Source organism: Micromonospora sp. WMMA1949, assembly GCF_027460145.1.
Taxonomy (GTDB): domain Bacteria; phylum Actinomycetota; class Actinomycetes; order Mycobacteriales; family Micromonosporaceae; genus Micromonospora.
Genome location: NZ_JAPZBG010000001.1, coordinates 6,128,938 through 6,147,576, shown reverse-complemented (window position 1 = coordinate 6,147,576; position 18,639 = coordinate 6,128,938). Strand labels below are relative to the sequence as shown.

The 18,639-nt window shown below is 74.1% G+C and carries 18 protein-coding genes and 1 pseudogene; 11 read left to right on the top strand and 8 right to left on the bottom strand.

Annotation, left to right across the window (positions count from 1 at the left end; all coding sequences use genetic code 11):
* Positions 1–118: 118 nt before the first annotated feature.
* Entirely contained in the window at positions 119–1,450 is a 1,332-nt protein-coding gene (gene gdhA, locus O7607_RS28780; protein WP_269706585.1) for an NADP-specific glutamate dehydrogenase, read from the bottom strand.
* A gap of 92 nt (positions 1,451–1,542) precedes the next feature.
* Between gdhA and O7607_RS28775 the strand changes: the two genes are divergently transcribed.
* From O7607_RS28775 to O7607_RS28760, 4 genes are read left to right on the top strand one after another with little or no spacing between them, the layout of a single operon-like run.
* Positions 1,543–1,884 (top strand): MazG-like family protein, encoded by a 342-nt coding sequence (locus O7607_RS28775; protein ID WP_269706584.1) that lies wholly within the window; start codon positions 1,543–1,545, stop codon positions 1,882–1,884.
* 30 nt (positions 1,885–1,914) lie between these two features.
* Positions 1,915–2,745: a hypothetical protein gene (locus O7607_RS28770; RefSeq protein WP_269706583.1), complete on the top strand. Its 831-nt coding sequence runs from the start codon at positions 1,915–1,917 to the stop codon at positions 2,743–2,745.
* 16 nt (positions 2,746–2,761) lie between these two features.
* The gene (locus O7607_RS28765; RefSeq protein WP_269706582.1) at positions 2,762–3,733 is read left to right on the top strand and encodes a pirin family protein; all 972 of its coding nucleotides are present in this window, start codon (positions 2,762–2,764) and stop codon (positions 3,731–3,733) included.
* A 55-nt stretch (positions 3,734–3,788) separates the two neighbouring features.
* Positions 3,789–4,457 carry a hypothetical protein gene (locus tag O7607_RS28760; RefSeq protein ID WP_269706581.1) on the top strand — a complete coding sequence of 223 codons (669 nt, stop codon included), beginning with the start codon at positions 3,789–3,791 and terminating at the stop codon, positions 4,455–4,457.
* 325 nt (positions 4,458–4,782) lie between these two features.
* Here the strand turns inward: O7607_RS28760 and O7607_RS28755 are convergent, their stop codons facing one another.
* On the bottom strand, positions 4,783–5,052 hold the full coding sequence (locus O7607_RS28755) for a DUF2795 domain-containing protein (RefSeq protein ID WP_269706580.1): 270 nt from the start codon (positions 5,050–5,052) through the stop codon (positions 4,783–4,785).
* Positions 5,053–5,219: 167 nt separating this feature from the next.
* On the opposite strand from O7607_RS28755, the gene O7607_RS28750 reads away from it, so the two are divergent.
* Positions 5,220–5,627 carry a DUF2267 domain-containing protein gene (locus O7607_RS28750; RefSeq protein WP_269706579.1) on the top strand — a complete coding sequence of 136 codons (408 nt, stop codon included), beginning with the start codon at positions 5,220–5,222 and terminating at the stop codon, positions 5,625–5,627.
* A 12-nt stretch (positions 5,628–5,639) separates the two neighbouring features.
* Here the strand turns inward: O7607_RS28750 and O7607_RS28745 are convergent, their stop codons facing one another.
* Entirely contained in the window at positions 5,640–6,800 is a 1,161-nt protein-coding gene (locus O7607_RS28745; RefSeq protein ID WP_269706577.1) for a CaiB/BaiF CoA transferase family protein, read from the bottom strand.
* Positions 6,801–7,045: 245 nt separating this feature from the next.
* Between O7607_RS28745 and O7607_RS28740 the strand changes: the two genes are divergently transcribed.
* Genes O7607_RS28740 through O7607_RS28725 form a run of 4 tightly spaced genes read left to right on the top strand, consistent with a single transcriptional unit; the run spans position 7,046 to position 9,801 of the window.
* Complete coding sequence (locus O7607_RS28740; protein ID WP_269706575.1) at positions 7,046–8,080, top strand: TerC/Alx family metal homeostasis membrane protein; 1,035 nt, start codon at positions 7,046–7,048, stop codon at positions 8,078–8,080.
* Between the two features lie 50 nt (positions 8,081–8,130).
* Positions 8,131–8,730, top strand: a complete 600-nt coding sequence (locus tag O7607_RS28735; protein WP_269706574.1) for a sulfite oxidase-like oxidoreductase — start codon at positions 8,131–8,133, stop codon at positions 8,728–8,730.
* 40 nt (positions 8,731–8,770) lie between these two features.
* Positions 8,771–9,490, top strand: a complete 720-nt coding sequence (locus O7607_RS28730; protein ID WP_176739820.1) for a ferredoxin reductase — start codon at positions 8,771–8,773, stop codon at positions 9,488–9,490.
* Between the two features lie 17 nt (positions 9,491–9,507).
* Positions 9,508–9,801: a DUF6510 family protein gene (locus O7607_RS28725; protein ID WP_332367337.1), complete on the top strand. Its 294-nt coding sequence runs from the start codon at positions 9,508–9,510 to the stop codon at positions 9,799–9,801.
* A gap of 87 nt (positions 9,802–9,888) precedes the next feature.
* Here O7607_RS28725 and O7607_RS28720 read toward each other — a convergent pair.
* A pseudogene (locus O7607_RS28720) lies at positions 9,889–11,424 on the bottom strand (glycosyltransferase family 2 protein); the annotation flags it as partial.
* A gap of 212 nt (positions 11,425–11,636) precedes the next feature.
* Entirely contained in the window at positions 11,637–12,296 is a 660-nt protein-coding gene (locus O7607_RS28715; RefSeq protein ID WP_269705018.1) for a C39 family peptidase, read from the bottom strand.
* A gap of 938 nt (positions 12,297–13,234) precedes the next feature.
* Here O7607_RS28715 and O7607_RS28710 point away from each other — a divergent pair.
* A complete protein-coding gene (locus O7607_RS28710) occupies positions 13,235–13,780 on the top strand; it encodes a GNAT family N-acetyltransferase (protein WP_269706572.1) in 546 nt (181 codons plus the stop codon).
* A gap of 10 nt (positions 13,781–13,790) precedes the next feature.
* Here the strand turns inward: O7607_RS28710 and O7607_RS28705 are convergent, their stop codons facing one another.
* The gene (locus O7607_RS28705; protein WP_269706571.1) at positions 13,791–15,236 is read right to left on the bottom strand and encodes a M20/M25/M40 family metallo-hydrolase; all 1,446 of its coding nucleotides are present in this window, start codon (positions 15,234–15,236) and stop codon (positions 13,791–13,793) included.
* Between the two features lie 100 nt (positions 15,237–15,336).
* Here O7607_RS28705 and O7607_RS28700 point away from each other — a divergent pair, with 100 nt between their 5' ends.
* Positions 15,337–16,635, top strand: a complete 1,299-nt coding sequence (locus O7607_RS28700; RefSeq protein ID WP_269706570.1) for an NAD(P)/FAD-dependent oxidoreductase — start codon at positions 15,337–15,339, stop codon at positions 16,633–16,635.
* Between the two features lie 27 nt (positions 16,636–16,662).
* Here the strand turns inward: O7607_RS28700 and O7607_RS28695 are convergent, their stop codons facing one another.
* Together O7607_RS28695 and O7607_RS28690 are read right to left on the bottom strand one after the other, a co-directional pair.
* Positions 16,663–17,778, bottom strand: a complete 1,116-nt coding sequence (locus O7607_RS28695) for an AI-2E family transporter (protein WP_269706569.1) — start codon at positions 17,776–17,778, stop codon at positions 16,663–16,665.
* Between the two features lie 38 nt (positions 17,779–17,816).
* A complete protein-coding gene (locus O7607_RS28690; protein WP_269706568.1) occupies positions 17,817–18,605 on the bottom strand; it encodes a spermidine synthase in 789 nt (262 codons plus the stop codon).
* Positions 18,606–18,639 lie beyond the last annotated feature (34 nt).

The following is an 18,639-nucleotide window of genomic DNA, read 5'->3' as shown; positions in this document are numbered from 1 at the left end:
CGGGGGTGACGACGCGGGACGGATGCCTACCGGCCGGTAGCGCCCTGAACCTAGGCCGGGCGTCGAGAGCTGTCAATCACTGACTGACCGAACCGACAGTCTCCGTCCCGCCGTCCGCTCACACCAGGCCGTGCGCCAGCATCGCCTCGGCCACCCGCCGGAACCCCTGGATGTTCGCGCCGGCCACGTAGTCGCCGGGCAGGCCGAACTCCTCGGCCGTCGCCCAGCACCTGTCGTGCACGTCCCGCATGATCTCGCGCAGCCGCTGCTCCGACTCGCCGAACGTCCACGTGTCGCGGCTGGCGTTCTGCTGCATCTCCAGCCCGCTCACCGCCACACCGCCGGCGTTGGCGGCCTTGCCCGGGGCGAACCGCACCCCGGCCCGGCCGAGGATCCGCACCGCCTCCGGCGTGGTGGGCATGTTCGCCCCCTCCACCACCGCGACGCAGCCGCCGGCGACCAGCGCGGCCGCCTCCGCGCCGCCGATCTCGTTCTGCGTGGCGCAGGGCAGCGCCAGGTCGCAGGGCACCTCCCAGACGTTGCGGTCCGGGACTGCCACCGCGTTGCGCGCGTGCTCCGCGTACTCGGCCAGCCGCCCCCGGCGCTGCTCCTTCAGCTCCCGCAGCAACGCCAGGTCGATGCCCTTCTCGTCGACCACGTAGCCGCCGGAGTCCGAGCACGCCACCACGGTGCCGCCGAGCTGGTGCACCTTCTCGATCGCGTAGATCGCCACGTTGCCGGAGCCGGACACCACGACCCGCTTGCCCTCCAGGCTGTCCCCGGCCTGGCGGAGCATCTCGTCGGCGAAGAACACCGCTCCGTACCCGGTCGCCTCCCGGCGCACCTGCGCACCCCCGTACGCCAGGCCCTTGCCGGTGAGCACGCCCGCGTCGTACCGGTTGGTGATCCGCTTGTACTGCCCGAACAGGTAGCCGATCTCCCGGCCGCCCACCCCGATGTCACCGGCCGGCACGTCGGTCTGCGGGCCGATGTGCCGGTACAGCTCGGTCATGAAGCTCTGACAGAACCGCATCACCTCGCGGTCCGAGCGGCCCTTCGGGTCGAAGTCCGCGCCGCCCTTGCCGCCACCGATGGACAGCCCGGTCAGCGCGTTCTTGAAGATCTGCTCGAAGCCGAGGAACTTCACGATGCCCAGGTAGACCGACGGGTGGAAGCGCAGCCCGCCCTTGAACGGGCCGAGCGCGCTGTTGAACTCCACCCGGAAGCCGCGGTTGACCCGTACCCGGCCCTGGTCGTCCTCCCACGGCACGCGGAAGATGACCTGCCGCTCCGGCTCGCAGACGCGCTCGACCACCTCGGCGTACTCCGGATGCCGGGCCAGAGCCGGACCGATGCTCTCCAGCACCTCGCGGACCGCCTGGTGGAACTCGGGCTCTCCCGGGTTCCGGGCGACCACGCCGGCGAACACCGACTCGACCGTCTCCGGCATCACGGGCACCTCCTCTCGCCTGGAACGCAGACCCTCTGGCCTGCGTCGCCCCAGGATACGAACGGTGCGCGGGGTGAGGTTCACTGGTCCGCGTGGACGCCACCATCTGGACGACGGCGCGCGACGCGCGCGCCTGGCTCGACGCCGCGAACGGCCGCGGCGACACCGAACTGACCTGTCGCATCCTCAAGATCGGCGAGGAGGCCGGTGAGGTCGCCGCGGCCTGGATCGGGCTGCTCGGGCAGAACCCGCGCAAGGGGGTGACGCACACCCGCGAGGAGGTCGCCGCCGAACTCGCCGACGTGGCGTTCACCGCGCTCGTCGCGATCGAGAGTCTCGGCCTGGACGCGCACGCCGTGCTGGCCGCCTGCGCCGGCAAGGTGCGGGAACGTACCGGAGTGGGAATGAACCGGGACGCCGACGCGGACGTATGACCCCATGGGGACCGGCGAGAGGGGACGACCATGACCGCATCCGAGGACGACCCCGGCCGGACCCGATCCCGCTGGTCCGGCGGAGCCCGGCTGCTGGCGGCGGCGGCCGTGCTGGTGGTGGTGCTCGGCGCGGTGGCGGTGGCGGTGACCCTGTCCAACCCGGCCCGCCTCGGCGTGGTCTTCTCCGGCGGCGCGCCGCCGTCGCCCGGGCGCGGCGGCTCCGGCGGGGCGGGCCCCGCCGAGGTGGCCGGCGCGCAGACCCTCACCGCGCCCCGGGGTGACCGGCGGCTCGCCCAGTTCGAGCTGGCCGACGGGCTGACCCGGTTCACCCTGCGGGCCGCCGACCTCGGCGACGACCTGTATCGGATCGGCGCGCCGGACGGCTCCGGTGTGACACCGCGCCCGCAGCTGGTGGGCGACCGGGTCCGGCTGCGGATCGAGGAGAACGGCCGTCCCGGCCCGGCCGCCGTCGAGGTGGTGCTCAACTCGCGGGTCACCTGGCGGCTGCGACTCATCGGCGGGGTCAGCGAGCAGCGGCTCGACCTGGGCGAGGCCCGGCTCGCCGGGATCGACCTGGTCGGCGGCGCGTCGCGTACCCGGCTGCTGCTGCCCCGGCTCGACGGCTCGCTCACCGTCCGGATGACCGGCGGGGCCAGCGAACTCACCGTCACCGTGCCGGGCGCGCCGCCGGCCCGGGTGCGGGTGGCCGCCGGTGCCGGCTCCCTGACCCTGTACGACGAGCGCCGTGGTGGGATCGCCGCCGGTGACCTGGTCAGCTCGCCGGGCTGGGACCGGGCTGCCGACCGGCTCTACCTCGACCTGGTGGGGGGCGTCAACGCGGTGAGCGTCACCGCGGAGTGAGCGTACAGTCGGGGCGGTGGACCGCACCGAATCCCTGCCCGCGCAGACACTCCCGCCCGGCGTCGGCCCGACCGATCCGGGCAGTGTGCTGCTGCCCGGCCACGACGTCCCGCTCGGCCGCTACACCACGGTGCGCCGGCTGCTGCCGCAGCGGCAGCGCCGGATGGTCGGCGCCTGGTGCTTCGTCGACCACTTCGGGCCCGACGACGTGGCCGACCGGCCCGGCATGGAGGTGCCGCCGCACCCGCACACCGGGCTGCAGACGGTCACCTGGCTGCTCGACGGGGAGATCCTGCACCGCGACAGCCTCGGCAACGTCCAGCCCATCCGCCCGGGGCAGCTCAACGTGATGACCTCCGGGCGCGGCATCGCGCACTCGGAGCGCTCGCCGCTGGTGCACCCGCCGGTGATGCACGGCGTGCAGCTGTGGGTGGCGCTGCCCGACCCGGCCCGCGCCGGTGACCCGGCCTTCGCGCACCACGCCGACCTGCCGCGCTTCCGCGACGGCGACCTGGACGTCACGCTGCTCGTCGGCGACCTCGGCGGGGAACGCTCGCCCGCGCTCGTGCACACCCCGCTGGTCGGCGCGCAGATCGAGGTCCGCGGCCCGGCGCCGGCCACGCTGCCGCTGCGCCGGGACTTCGAGTACGGGCTGCTGGCCATGTCCGGCACCGCCGAGTGCGAGGGCGTGGCGCTGGCCCCCGGCGCGCTGCTCTACCTGGGCCTCGGCCGGAGCGCGCTGACGCTGCGCGCCGAACCGGGCACCCGGCTGCTGCTGCTCGGCGGCATCCCGTTCGAGGATCCGCTGGTGATGTGGTGGAACTTCGTCGGCCGCTCGCACGAGGAGGTGGTGGCCGCCCGGGAGGACTGGATGGCCGGCCGACGCTTCGGCGTGGTCGCCGACGACGCGGCGCCGCCGCTGCCCGCGCCCGCGCTGCCCACCACCCGGCTCAAGGCCCGCGACCGCAGCGGCGGCGTACCCGGCTGACCCCGGCCCGTGCCCCGCCGCCGCATGCCGCGCCGTCGCCGGGGTAGTCGGCGGGATGCCGACAACCACCGCACCGCGCGACGTCGCGGACCGGAAGCGGCTCGCCCGCCGGCTCGCCGGAGACGGCCGCGGGTTCGCCGAGTGCTTCGGGTTCCGGGTGACGAACAACCCGGCCCAGTTGTTCCAGGTGCTGTACCTGGCCGTCCTGCTGGCCCGCCGGGGTGACTTCCACCGGGCGGTCGACGCGGCCGGCGCGCTGCGCGACGCCGGCTGGGACACCGCGGCCCGGATGGCCCGCTCCCGGCACGAGGACCGGGTACGCGTGCTGCGCGCCGCCGGGCTGCGCGGTGACCTGGCCGGGATCGCCGATACCCTCGGCGACCTGGCCCGCACGCTCGTCGAGACGTACCGGGGTGACCTGCGCCGGTTGCGGACGGCCGCGCACCGGGACCTGCGCGAGGAGCGCCGGCTGCTGACCGCGCTGCCCGGAGTGGACGACGAGGTGTGCGACCTGTTCCTGCGCGAGGCGCAGGCGCTGTGGCGCGAGGCGGCGCCGGTGGCCGACCGGCGGGCGCTCGCGGCGGCCCGGCGGCTCGGGCTGGGCCGCACCGCGCGCGACCTCGCCGGACTGACCGGCAGCGGCGAGTCGGAGCAACTGTCGTGGCTGGTCGGAGCGCTGGCGAGAGTGGACCTGGAGCGGCGGTACGCCGAGGTGACCGCCTGAGCGCACGTGCGCCCGGCCACATTTCCGCGATTCTCACCCGTTCGGCTGATGTCGCGTCGTATGATGATCGTGGCAGCGATGCCCGCCCGGTTCGGGCGAACATCTCACCGCTACGCGGTCGCGACCCGGTTCGGGCGTGAACCGCGCAGGACAGGTGCTGCGTGGCGCCCCAGGTCGCGGTTCGTGACCCGGGGCGCTCGCCTGTCCAGGGGCGCACGATCCACAGGAGAGCGCCCGCCCTCGACCGTCCCCCGTCGCGCGCGTGCCTGCGCCCGGGCACGCGCCGAGGCCGGCGGCCGTGTCGCCCGCCGGCCCGTCGCCGTGTTCAGATGCCGCGCAGGTGCTGCGAGACGCGCGGGTGGTTGTCCCGGGCCTGCGCCGCGCGCTGCGACCGGCTCACCTCCGGAGCCGCGTCGATGCCGGCCGACCGGGCCACCTCGGTGCCGTTGGCGTAGTCCACCGGGGGCAGTGCGCGCAGCGCCTGCAACACGTCCGGCGGCGCGCCCTCCCGTTCCGCCTCGCGGATGACGTCGTCCTTGCCGGCCGGGTAGTCCAGCGCGGACAGGTACTCCAGGACATCCGTGTAACTCGCCATGGGTCGGGCTCCTCGTGGCAGTAGTCGGGGTCATGACCGGGCGGCGGTTACCCGTCGCGCCGCCGCTCACGCCCGGGAGCGCGAAGTTCTCGGCGCGCGTGCCCGGCGCCGTTTCCGGCGTGTCGTCGCGGGTAGGCGCGGTGGGCGCACCGAAGGGGGTACCACGGATGCACTACCTCACCTTCGTGAGCCGGGTCGCCCGGCTCACCGGCACCAGCGAGGACCGGGCGGCCACGCTCACCGGGGCCACGCTGGAGACACTCGCCGAGCGGCTGACCGGCGGCGAGGTGCTGGACCTCGCCGCGCAGCTGCCCAAGCCGCTGCAGGGGCTGCTCAGCCCGTATCCACGCGACGAGGCGGCCGAACGGTTCGGCGCGGCGGAGTTCGCCGCCCGCGTCGCCCGCCGGGCCGACTGCGACGAGAACACCGCCCGGGACGCCGTACGCGCGGTGTTCGTCACGATGCGCGAGGCGATCCGGGGCGGCGAGTTCCAGGACGTCGTGGTGCAGTTCCCCCGCGACTACCGGGACATGGTGGAACCGGCCCTCGCCCCGGCCTCCGCGAACCGCCGCTGAACCGGCGGCAGGTCAGCCGATCACACCGGCGGCGCGCAGCGCGGCGATCCGGGCGGGATCCATCCCGGCGGCCTCGGCGAGCACCTCGTCGGTGTGCTCGCCGGGCGACGGCGGCGGGCGCCGCACGGCGGTGGGGGTGGCCGAGAAGCGCGGCGCGGGGGCCGGCTGGGTGACGCCGTCCGGCGCCACGAAGACCTCCCGGTCGCGCAGGTGCGGGTGCTCCGGCGCCTCGGCCCAGTCGAGCACCGGCGCCACGCAGGCGTCCGTGCCGGCCAGCAGCTCCGTCCACTCGTCCCGGGTACGGGTGCGGAACAGTCGCGCCCAGGCCGCCCGCAACGCCGGCCAGTTCGCCGGGTCGTCCCGGTCCGGCGCGTCGTCGCCGTCCAGCGGGAACCCGCTGAGCCGGACCAGTTCGGCGTAGAACTGCGGCTCCAGCGCGCCCACCGCCACGTACCGCCCGTCGGCGCACTCGTACGTGTCGTAGAAGGGCGCGCCGCCGTCGAGCAGGTTCACCCCGCGCGGGTCCTGCCACAGCCCGATGCCGCGCAGCGCGTGGATCTGGGTGGCCAGCACCGACACGCCGTCCACGATCGCCGCGTCGACCACCTGGCCGGGCCCGTCGTTGCACACCGCGTGCAGCGCCGCGACCACGCCGAGGGCCAGCATCATGCCGCCGCCGCCGAAGTCGCCGAGCAGGTTCATCGGCGGCACCGGACGCTCACCGGCCCGCCCGACACCGTGCAGCGCGCCGGTCAGCGCCAGGTAGTCGATGTCGTGCCCGGCGCTGTGGGCGAGCGGGCCGCCCTGCCCCCAGCCGGTCATCCGCCCGTACACCAGCTTGGGGTTGACGGCGAAACAGTCGGTCGGGCCGATGCCGAGTCGCTCGGCCACTCCCGGTCGGAAGCCCTCCACCAGCGCGTCCGCCTCGCAGACGAGCGCCAGGACCAGGTCTCGGCCCTCGGGCCGCTTCAGGTCCACCGCGACCGAGCGGCGGTTGCGGTTGAGCAGGTCGCCCGGGAAGGCGCCGAAGCCGCCGCCACCGAGCCGGTCGACCCGCACCACGTCCGCGCCGAGATCGCCCAGCATCATCGCCGCGAACGGCGCGGGGCCGATCCCGGCCAGCTCGATCACTCGGATGCCGGTCAACGGTCCCTGATTGGTCACCCGCGTCACCCTAGGGGCCGCGATGACCTGGCGCCATGCCCTCCACCGCGGCTCAGCGGTTGACCAGGGCAAGCATGCGTGTCCCGACTTGGCGTCCGGTCCGGCGGTGACCTAGCCTTGTGCAGGCGAGGGGAGTACTTCCCACGAATCATTCCGGTCAGTACGGCGAGCCCCAGAGGCGAGCCCCGGGTGGTTGCCCACGAAAACGTGGGTGAAGGAGACCTCGAACATGACACGGTGTTCGAGGAGGTTCCATGCCCGAATTGTCCCCCCTGGCTGCGTCCGAGCTGTCGTCGATCGGGACGCCCACGCTGTGGGCGGTGACGATCGTCGGCGTGCTCGTCCTGCTGGTGCTCGACTTCCTGGTCACCAGGAAGCCGCACGAGGTCTCCATCCGCGAGGCCCTGGGCTGGTCGGCCTTCTACATCGCCCTGCCCCTGGCCTTCGGCGCCTGGGTCTGGTCCCGCTGGGGCGGCCAGCAGGGCATCGAGTACCTCACCGGTTACCTGGTCGAGAAGTCGCTGTCGGTCGACAACCTGTTCGTCTTCATGCTGCTGCTCGCCGCGTTCGCGGTGCCGTCGGTACTGGCCCAGCGGGTGCTGCTCTACGGCATCGCGGGCGCACTGGTGCTGCGCGGCGTGTTCATCGCGCTCGGCGCCGCCGCGCTCAAGACGCTCGACTTCGCCTTCCTGCTCTTCGCGCTCATCCTCATCGCCACCGCGGTGAAGCTGCTGCGCGACGCCCTCTCCGGGCACGAGCAGGAGGTCGACATCAACAAGATGCGGTCGGTGCGGCTGCTGCGCAAGGTCATGCCGGTGGTCGACGAGTACCACGGCACCCGGATGACCATCCGGCAGAACGGCCGCCGGGCGCTCACCCCCTTCGCGCTCGTCGTCGTCGCCGTGCTGGCCACCGACATCGTGTTCGCTGTCGACTCGGTGCCCGCCGTCTACGGCATCACCGAGGACCCGTACCTGGTCTTCGCCACGAACGCGTTCGCGCTGCTGGGCCTGCGGGCGCTCTACTTCGTGCTGCACGCCGCGCTGAGCCGGCTGGTGCACCTCAGCTACGGCCTGGCCGTCATCCTCGCGTTCATCGGTCTCAAGCTGGGCCTGCACTGGGCGCATGGCATCTGGGAGGGCGTGCCGGAGATCCCGACGGTGGCCTCGCTCGGCGTGATCATCGGCGTCCTGGTGATCGTCACCATCACCAGCCTGCGGGCCACCCGTGACAGCGGCGACGGCAAGCGCACGGTCGTGCACGAGGTGTCGGGCGGAGGCGGGGCCTGACTCGGTGGGAACTCCTGCCCCGGCACGGCCGGCGGTGGTACGACTGACGGGTGGGAATCGTCTCGCCGGGCTTCCAGGGCCGGCCCCGTTCGTCCGCGACCGACCTGCCGCCGGGGCAGTACCTCACTGAGGACTTCCCCGTGCTCTCCGCCGGCCCGACGCCGCGCGTCTCCCTCGACACCTGGGAGTTCGTGCTCACCAGCGAGACCGGCGCGGAGTACCGCTGGTCCTGGGACGAGCTGATGGGCCTGCCGCAGGACACCCCGACGGTGGACCTGCACTGTGTCACCCGCTGGTCCAAGCTCGGCACCACCTGGCAGGGCGTCTCCCTGGACACGCTGCTCGACGGCGTCGACACCGGCGCCCGGTACGCCCTGGCGCACTCCTACGGCGGCTACACCACGAACCTGCCGCTGGACGACCTGCGCGGCGGGCGGGCGTGGGTGGTGCACACGTACGACGGAGGGCCGCTGCCGGCCGAGCACGGCGGCCCGGCGCGGCTGCTCGTACCGCACCTGTACCTGTGGAAGTCGGCGAAGTGGGTGCACGGCATCCGGCTGCTCGTCGACGACCGGCCCGGCTTCTGGGAGACCGCCGGCTACCACGACTACGGCGACCCGTGGCGCGAGCAGCGCTACCAGGGCGACTGAGGTGGCGGCACCGGCCGAAGGGCGCCGCGTCGCCCCGCTGATGTGGCGGGTGGCCCGCCTGGTCGAGCGGCGGATCGAGACGCCCACCGCGCAGACGTTGGTGCTGGACGTGCCCGGCTGGCCCGGACACCTGCCCGGGCAGCACGTCGACCTGCGCCTGACCGCCGAGGACGGCTACCAGGCCGCCCGGTCGTACTCGCTGGCCGGCCCCGCCGACGGCGAGCGGATCGAGGTCACCGTGCAGCGGGTGCCCGACGGCGAGGTGTCGCCGTACCTGACCGACACCTACGCCGAGGGCGACCCGCTGGAGGTCCGCGGCCCGGTCGGCGGCTGGTTCGTCTGGCGTACCGACGACACCGCGCCGGTGCTGCTGGTCGGCGGCGGGTCGGGCGTGGTGCCGCTGATGGCGATGATCCGCGCGCGCCGCGCCGCGGGCAGCCGCACACCGTTCCGGCTCGTCTACTCGGTGCGCACCCCGGACGACGTCATCTACGCCGACGAGCTGCGCCGCCGCGCCCGCGACGACCAGGGCCTGGACGTGGCGTACGTCTACACCCGGTCCGCGCCCGAGGGCTGGCGCGGCGAGCCGCACCGGATCGGCCTCGCCGACGTGAACAGTCACGGCTGGCCGCCCGACCTGGAGCCGCTGTGCTACGTGTGCGGTCCCACCGGATTCGTGGAAACCGTGGCCGACCTGCTGGTGGGGCTGGGTCACCCGACCCGGCGCGTGCGGACCGAACGGTTCGGCCCGACCGGCTGAGAACCTGAGGAGGGCGTATGACCGACCTGTCGTACCTGGACGGCAACATGCTCGACGGGCCGTTGCGTGAGCTGTTCGCCGTCGACCTGAGCGCCACCACCGGGCGGTGCGACACCTGCGGGACGACCGGCCCGATGGCCGGGCTGCACGTCTACTCGCACGCCCCGGGCCTGGTCGGGCGCTGCCCCGCCTGCTCCGGGGTGATGGTGCGGCTGGTCCGCGCGCCGCAGCGGGCCTGGCTGGACCTGCGCGGCACCACGTACCTCCAGGTGCCCATGCCGGCCGAGCCGGGCTTCCGCGCCGCGCCCTGACGTCTGCGCCGCGGCCGGGCGGCGCCCCGACACCCGCGCCCCGGTCACGCCGCGCGCCGGCGTCCGCGCCGCTTCCGGTCCGCGCCGCCCGCGCCGGCGTAGCCGCCCGACGAGCTGCCCCACCGTCACCGGCACCACCGACAGCACGAGCTGACCGTTGCGCGGGTCGACGGTCGCCGCGACGCCGTACAGCCGGGCGCCGTGCCGCAGCAGCCGGGGCCGTCCGGCGGCGAGCCGTGGGGCGCGCACCGCGGCCCCACCGCGCCCGTGCCCGCCGTCCACCTCCGCGCGGACCGGATGGCGCTGCCCGCCGGTGGCCAGGAGCCGGTCGAGCGCGAAGTCCGTGCGCAGCGTGCGGCCGGTCGGGTCCCCGGCGTCCATCCGGGTGGCGCCCACGACCGGGCCGGCCAGCATCCGCACCGGCCCGGCCTCGGTCGCGAACCGGGGGTACGGGCTGCGCGTGGTCACCGTCAGCGTGTGCCCGTCGGCCCAGCTCACGTCGACCGTGTCCAGTCGCGCCAGCCAGTCGGCGCGCACGTCGGTCACGTCGGTCCACGGCGCCGGAGCGCCCGGGTAGCCCGCGTGCCACCGGTCGCCGGCGAACACCGTCGCCGGTACGCCCCGGTCGCTGTCCTGCTCGATGACCGCCAGCAGGTCGTCGACCCCGCCCGCGGTCACCGCGCCCAGGCGCAGCCGCGCCTCGATGCCGAGCCGGTCCCGCAGGCAACCGGTGACGTGCCGCCGCACCAGCCGCGCCACCGTCGCGTGCACCCGCTCCTGCGTGGCCCGGTCCAGGTGCCGGAAGTCGTCGCCGACCAGGTTCGCCAGCTCCAGGCCCACGTGGCGGTGCAGCACCGCGTCCCGGCGCTCCCCGGCGGGGATCAGGCCGGCCACGTACGCGAAGAGCCGCTCCACGCTGACCAGGCGCTGCTCCACCCGGCTGTGGTAGGTGATGTTGCGGGCGTCCAGCCGGCGTACCGCGTGGTAGTAGTCGTAGTCGGCGAGCACCGAGACCCGCCGCGCGTGGTAGCAGGCGGCGAGCGTGAACGGCTGGTCGCTGAGCACCGGCATGTCCTCCGGGAACCGCAGCCCGAGCCGGTCCACGAGGTCGCGCCGGAACAGCTTCGTGTTCGCCAGCGACCACGGCAGCGCCGAGTCGAACAGGCTCACGTCGACCGCGTTGCCGTCGGCGAACACGTCGGAGAAGACGTGCCGCCCGTTGACCCCCACCACCCTGCCGAGCACCACGTCCGAGCCGTACCGGTCGGCGGCGGCGACCAGACGTTCGAGGGCCTCCGGGCCGAGCCGGTCGTCCGAGCCGAGGAAGAAGACGTACCGGCCGGTGGCCAGGTCCAGTCCCCGGTTGCAGGGCGAGGCGGGGCCACCCGAGTTGGGCTGGTGAACCACCCGCACCGTGCCGGGGTGCTTCGCGGCGTACCGGTCCAGCAGGCGGCCGCTGCCGTCGGTGGACCCGTCGTCCACCGCCACGATCTCCATCCGGTCCGGGCCGATCGTCTGCCGCAGCACCGAGTCGAGGCAGGACCGCAGGTACCGCAGCGTGTTGTAGACAGGCACGACCACGCTCACGTCGGGGCGGCTCGCCGCCTCCTCGGCTGCTGCCACTGCTGCTCCTTCGCGGTCGCCCGGACGATCCGGTGCGACCCAGCGTGGTGGAGCGAGCCGTCCGGGTGACGACACCGGCGTGACGGCGAGATGACCGGCAGGCAGCCGTTGGACACGCCGAAGGGCCCGGCCCCTATGGTGGGGGTCGGGCCCTTCCGCGTGCGTCTTGCTCTTGCTCTGCACCCGTGGGCGCGGCGGGGTGGTGCGGTTGGTCAGCTGGTGCTGTAGCCGCGGGTGGCGATCCAGTCGGCGAGGTTGTCGATGCTCATGCGGTAGGTGGCGGTGTTCGGGTCGGCGCTGTCGGCGATGGTGACGGTGTGGCCGTCGTCGCGGTAGCCGATGACGCTGATGTAGTGGCCGCCTTCGAAGGAGTGGGTGGTGCCGTCGGTGTCGGTGGCGGTGCCGGCGATGTTGGCGACCACGGCCCGGCCGGCGTCGACGGTCTTGACCACGTCGGCGCGAAGCTTGTCGGTCTGCTTGTCGTCGGCCTTGGGGGTGCTGATCTCGACCGACTTGTAGGCGTCCTTCGCGCCGGTCTCCTTGTTCAGCACGGGGGTGATGTCGTTGATGGAGTTGGTGCCGGCCTCGGTGGTGCCCATCTCCTTGGCCATGGCGTGCACGTCGATGTTCTTGCCCTGCACGCTCAGCGCGTTGCGGGCGGCGGCGGGGCCGCAGAAGTAGAAGTTGGGCTGGGCCTCGTAGCGCACGTCCAGCTCCCGCTCGCCAGGACCGCTCTTACGGTCGGCGACCACGCTCGTGGTGCCGGTGGTGGGGGCGGCGTGGGCGGCGATGGCGGGGCCGGCGATGCCACCAGCGGTGGCGACGACACCGGCAGCGGTCAGAACGGTCTTGCGCAGCAGAGTGGTAGCCATGATGGTTGCCTCCCTGAAGTGGGGGATACGCGGCAGGGGGTGCCGCGAAGGGGGAAAGTCTTGAGGGGTGCCCGTCGGACGGGCGGCACGCGGGCGACCCGGAGGGGCCTGCTCTGCGCGGCTCGGGGATGTAACGACCGGCGGGCCGGGGTCATTCCCGTCGACCGTGGCTCCCGGTCGGGTCGGCGCGACCCGACGGGGCCTGTCCGGCGGCGTGGCCTCGCGGCTCGACCCGGGGGATGTAACGGCCGGCGGGCCGGGGTCACTCCGGGACGGCGGTGCCCGTCGCTCGGGGATGTAACGACGACCGGGCCGGGCCGATTCCCTGACCAATCCGGGCGCCTCGGCGGGCCGGTGTCCGGCGCTCGACCTGGTACCTGGGCTGTCAGCCATGTACAACGCCCCGCGCCCGCCACCGATTCCACCCTCACGGTGGCGCCAACCACAGCCCCGCCAGGCCGGCGCCGCGAACCCGACATCGGCACCGAACCCCCCGACCGGGCGCGGACGTTCCCGCCCGAGGCGCGGATGGACCCGCCCGCCCACGCGATCTTGCAGTTTGAGCCCCGGCGAACCTCGCGAAGCGGGCACCCGGGGGGCGCCAAGTGCAAGATCGCGCAGGTATCGGTCCGGCACGGCTGGCGGCGCAGGAGTCGACGGATGCCGGCTGCTGGGCTACCAGGCATCGTTCCGCGAAATGAGACCGGTGGGCCACATGATGGGAGCGGAGGAGATCTTGGTGCGGAAGGGCCCCTCTGGGGGCCGTTTCCTACCAAGATCTCCGGGCCGCCTTGGGGTGAGGCGGAAGCGGCGTCGCGCGGGGAGGTCGTGCCGGAAGTGGGCGCTGGTGCGGAGACGAACTCCGGCGGTGGGTGGCGGGCGGGGAGTGCATGCACCCCGGGTGGGGTGGGGTGGACGCGGTGGCGGAGAGTGGCGCTGTGCGATACCTGCGCAGCGACGGACGCGTCGCCATCCGCCGCCCCCGTCCGGCCGACGAGACCGAGTTCGTGGCCGCCGTCCGGCGCAGCCGGGACCTGCACCATCCGTGGCTGTCCGCGCCCGATGACGCCCAGCGCTATGCGGCGTACCTGCGCAAGATCCGGGGGCGGGACAGCTCCGGGTTCCTGTTCTGCGACCGGGCCACCGGGCAGATCGCCGGGTACGCGAACATCAGCGGCATCGTGCTGGGCGCGCTGCGCGGCGGATACCTCGGGTACGCGGCGTTCCGCCCGTACGCGGGCACCGGGCACGCCTCGGCCGGGGTGCGACTGGTGATCGAGTACGCGTTCGGGCCGCTCGGTCTGCACCGGCTGGAGGCGAACATCCAGCCCGGCAACGAGCCGTCGAAGCGGCTGGCGCGCCGGCTCGGCTTCCGGCTGGAGGGGTTCTCCCCGGACTACCTGTTCATCGACGGCGCGTGGCGCGACCACGAACGGTGGGCGATCACCGCCCCGGACGTGGTGGACCCGGCGCCGGGGCGGTGACCGTCCGGCCTCAGCTGCCGGGCTTCGGGAAGGCGACCGGGCTGCGGTGCCCGTCCCGGTCCACCGCCCGTACGCCGAAGAACACGTTGTCCTTGGACAGGTCGACGGTCACCTCGGTGACGTCGCCGACCGGCAGCACCTTCTGCCACTGGTCGGCGGTGGTCTCCCGCCACACCACCTCGTAGCCGGCCAGGTCCGGCTCGGGCCCGCGCTGCCACCGCAGCGTGGTGTCGTTCGTCAGGTTCGTGGTCACCACTGTGACGCCCTTGGGCGTGCCGGGCGCCTGGGCCAGCGACCACAGCGTCGCGGCGTTCACCCGGGCCACCCGGGTGATGTAGCCGAAGTCGCAGAACTCGGGCAGGTCGCCGTACTGCACCCCGTCGACGACCCGCACGTCCTGGTGCTGGTGGGCGAAGTCCTCGTTCGGTTCGGTGAACCGGCCGGCCGGCCAGCCCTCGCGCAGGAACGAGATGTGGTCGCTGCCGCGCAGGTAGCGGTCCCGCCGGTAGATGACGCGCACGTCCATGCCGGTGGCGGAGTTCTCGGCGACGTCGGTGACGAACCGGGCGAGCTGCCGCGACGGCGAGTCGTTCTCGCCGCCGACGGACTGCCGCACGCTCGCCTCGGCCGGGGTCTCGGCGGTCGGCACGCCCTCGGCGAACAACCGCACGGTACGCGGGTCGCGGGTGCCGTCGTCGGCGGTGCTGCTGCCGACGATGTCGTTGCTGAACATTGCCTGGACGTCGGCGCCGGCGGCCTTCAGCTGCGACGCGAGGTAGGCCGAGCCGTACAGTCCCTGCTCCTCGGCCGCGACGGCGGCGAGCACGATGGTGGCCTCGGTGCGGCGGGTGGACAGCACCCGGGCCAGTTCCATCACCACCGCCACGCCGGAGGCGTCGTCGTCGGCGCCGGGCGCGTCGCTGACCGCGTCCATCACGTCGGTGGCCCGGGAGTCGTAGTGGCCGGTGATGACGTACACCCGCTCGGGCGTGACGTCACCGCGCACTGTCGCCACCACGTTGGTGATGGTGGTCGGGACGGGGATGCGGGAGGCGGGCTGCTGCACGTACGACTGCAGTTCGACGGTCATCCGGCCGCCGGACGCGGCCGCGTACCCGGAGAGCTGGGCGTGGATCCAGTCGCGGGCGGCGCCGATGCCGCGTACCGGATCGGTCTGGCTGGACAGGGTGTGGCGGGTGCCGAACGCGGCGAGCCGGCGCACGACGGCCTCGATCCGGCGGCTGTCGATCTCGCGCAGCAGCGCGGTCAGCTCGCGGTCGGGCCGCTGTGGGCGGGCCGGACGGCCGGGGCCCGGGGGAGCGCCGGTCGCGGCGGCGGCCGGGGCGGCGGTGAGCGGGGTGGCGACGGCGGCGGCGGTGGCCGCGGCGGAGGCGGTGAGGAAGGTACGCCGGCTGGACCTCGTGGGTCGACCCTCGGCGTTCTCGTGGTTTCCCATCCCGGCATCCTCGCGCCGATCACGAGGAATGTCCATATAGCTGCCGATGGATGGATCATGGGTACGTTTGTCGCAGGTCTGCCCGGGAACGGCAGAAGGCATGACGAAACCACGTGTGGTGATCGTGGGGGCCGGGTTCGCCGGGTACCACGCGGCCAAGACGTTGCGCCGGCTGGCCCGCGACCGGGCCGAGATCGTCCTGCTGAACACGACCGACTACTTCCTCTACCTGCCGCTGCTGCCCGAGGTGGCGGCCGGAGTGGTGGAGCCGACCCGGATCGCCGTGCCGCTCGCCGGCACGCTCGACGGCGTCCGCGTGGTGGTCGGCGAGGCGGACCGGGTCGACCTGCAGAACCGGTGGGTCGGCTACCGCTCGATCGAGGGCGACCACGGTCAGCTCGCGTACGACCGGCTCGTGCTCAGCGTCGGCAGCGTCAACAAGCTGCTGCCGATCCCCGGCGTGACCGAGTACGCCCACGGCTTCCGCGGCCTGCCCGAGGCGCTGTTCCTGCACGACCACGTGGTCCGGCAGGTGGAGCTGGCCGAGCTGACCGACGACCCGGCCGAGCAGCGGGCCCGCTCCACGTTCGTGGTGGTCGGCGCCGGCTACACCGGCACCGAGGTGGCCGCGCACGGGCAGCTGTTCACCGACCGGCTGATGGCCCAGCGTCCGCACCTGAAGGTCCGGCCGCGCTGGATGCTGCTGGACGTGGCGCCCCGGGTGCTGCCCGAACTGGACCGGCGGATGTCGGTCACCGCCGACCGGGTGCTGCGCAAACGCGGTGTGGACGTGCGGATGGGCACCTCGGTCGCCGAGGCCACGCCGGACGGGGTGATGCTCACCGACGGCGAGTACGTCCCGACGTGTAGCCTCATCTGGTGCGTCGGCGTACGCCCCGACCCGTTCGTGGCCGACCTGGGGCTGCGCACCGAGAAGGGCCGGCTGGTGGTCGACGAGTTCCTCAACGTCCCCGGCTACCCGGAGGTGTTCGCCTGCGGCGACGCCGCCGCCGTGCCCGACCCGACCCGCCCCGGGCAGGTGTGCGCGATGACCGCGCAGCACGCCCAGCGGCAGGGCAAGCTGGCCGCGCACAACATCGCCGCCTCCTACGGGCAGGGCGTGCGCAAGTCGTACAAGCACCACGACCTGGGCTGGGTGGTGGACCTGGGCGGCAAGGACGCGGCGGCGAACCCGCTGAAGGTGCCGCTGGCCGGTCTGCCCGCCAAGGCCGTCACCCGCGGCTACCACCTGCTCGCCATGCCGGGCAACCGGCCCCGGGTCGCCGCGGACTGGGCGCTGGACGCGACGCTGCCCCGGCCCGCCGTGCAACTCGGGCTGGTCCCGGGGAACGCGGTGCCGCTGGAGAGCGAGTCGCCGGAGCTGGCCCGCCGTCGCTGAGCCGCACGCGCACCCGCCGGCCGGCCCTCACCCGCCGGCCGGCGGCCGTTCCGCCGTGGTCGACCCGCCGGCCGGGCCGGTGTCCGCCTGGTCGCCGTCGGCGGGCCGCGGCAGGGCCGCCCGCCCGGCGGGCACGAACTCGCGCAGCAGCACCTGCGCGACACCGGCCGCCGGGATCGCCAGCAGCGCCCCCACCAGGCCGGCCAGCTCGACCGAGAGCAGCACGCTGACCAGCACCGTCAGCGGATTCAACCGGACCGCGCGGGCCATGATGACCGGTTGCAGCAGATGGTTCTCCACCTGCTGGTAGACCACGAAGAAGACGAGCACCACGATCCCGGCGGTGGGGGAGTGCAGGAACGCCGCGCCGGCCGCGGCGATCGCCCCGAGTGTGGCCCCGACGAGCGGGATCAGGTCGAACACGGCGACCGCCAGCGCGATCACCGCGGCGAACGGCACACCGAGCAGGAACAGCACGACGAAGGTCAGACCGCCACAGATGACGCTGATCAGCAGGTTGCCGCTCAGGTAGCCGGTGACGATCCGGGACGAGTCCCGCCCGATGCGCCGCAGCCGCGCGGCCGGGCCGTCGCCGGTGAGCCGCAGCGTGGCGGCCACGATCTTCGGCGCCTCCAGGACCATCAGGTACGCCAGCACCACCACGGTGACCAGGGCGGCGACCGCCTGGGCCACGCTCCGGACCACCCCGACCGTCGGGTCGCCGAGCCGGGCGCCGTAGCGGCGCAGCTGGCCGGGCTCCGCGTACCGGAGCAGGTGGAAGCGCTCCAGCAGCCGCCCGAGCGGTCCCCGCCCGGCCTGCGCCTCGCGCACCAGTTCCGGCGCCCGGTCGGCGAAGCGGCCCACCTCGTCCACCAGCGGCACCACGATCAGCGCACCCACGGCGGCGAACAGCGCGAACGCGGCGAGGAACACCAGCAGCGTGGCGAGCGCGCGGCGGCGTACCCGACGTTCCAGACGGTCCACGAGCGGCTTGAGGGCGACCGCGAAGAACACCGCCACCAGTCCCCACACCAGCACCCGCCGGGTGGCCCAGACCAGGGCCAGCCCGGCCGCGGTGGCGAGGACCAGACCGATCACGATCAGCGTCCGGCGCGCGGTGGACCGGTCCTCGGCGGTGCTCACCCGGCGCGGCTACCCGCCGCGCCGTGGCGGAAACCGGCTCAGCCCAGGTCGGCGTCGGTGACCGGGAGAGCACCGGCGGCGAACGCGTCGAGCGTCGCGGCGTGCAGAACCGTGCCGGGCACCGGGTCGGCGGCGACGCGGGCGGCGAGCCGGCGTACCGGAAGACGGTCGGCGGCGGGCGAGGCGGCCAGCACCACGTTGCCGTAGCGGCGGCCGCGCAGCATCCGCCGGTCCGCGACCAGGCAGACGTCGGCGAAGACCGCCCGCAGCGTGGCGACCTGCGCCCGGGTGTGCGCCAGCGGCGGCAGGTCGGTGAGGTTGACCAGATAGAGGCCGTCCGGGCGCAGCACCCGGGCCACCCGCGCCGCGAACTCGACGGCGGCCACCTGTGGCGGCATCCGGGCCGCCCGGTACACGTCGGCCACCACCACGTCGTACGCCCCGGGCGGCTCCTCGGCCACCGCTTCCCGGGCGTCGCCGAGCGCCACCACGACTTCCGGCGGCAACGGCGGCAGCTTCCGCCGGACCAGCTCGACCACGCCCGGATGACGCTCGATCACCCGCTGCGTAGAGCCGGGCCGGGTACGCGCGAGCCAGCGCGGCAGCGTCAGCGCGCCCCCGCCGAGGTGCAGCGCGGTCAGCGCCGTACCCCGCGGGGCGGCCAGGTCGACCGCGGCGGCGATCCGTCGCACGTACTCGAAGTGCAGGTACCGGGGGTCGGCCACGTCCACGTACGACTGCTCGACCCCGTCGGCCAGCAGCGTGCGCCCGGACGGGCGGGCCGGGTCCACCACGATCTCCAGGGTCTCGGTGTCGTCGTGATCCACGGCGGGACACGGTACCGCGCGGCCACGGGCGGCC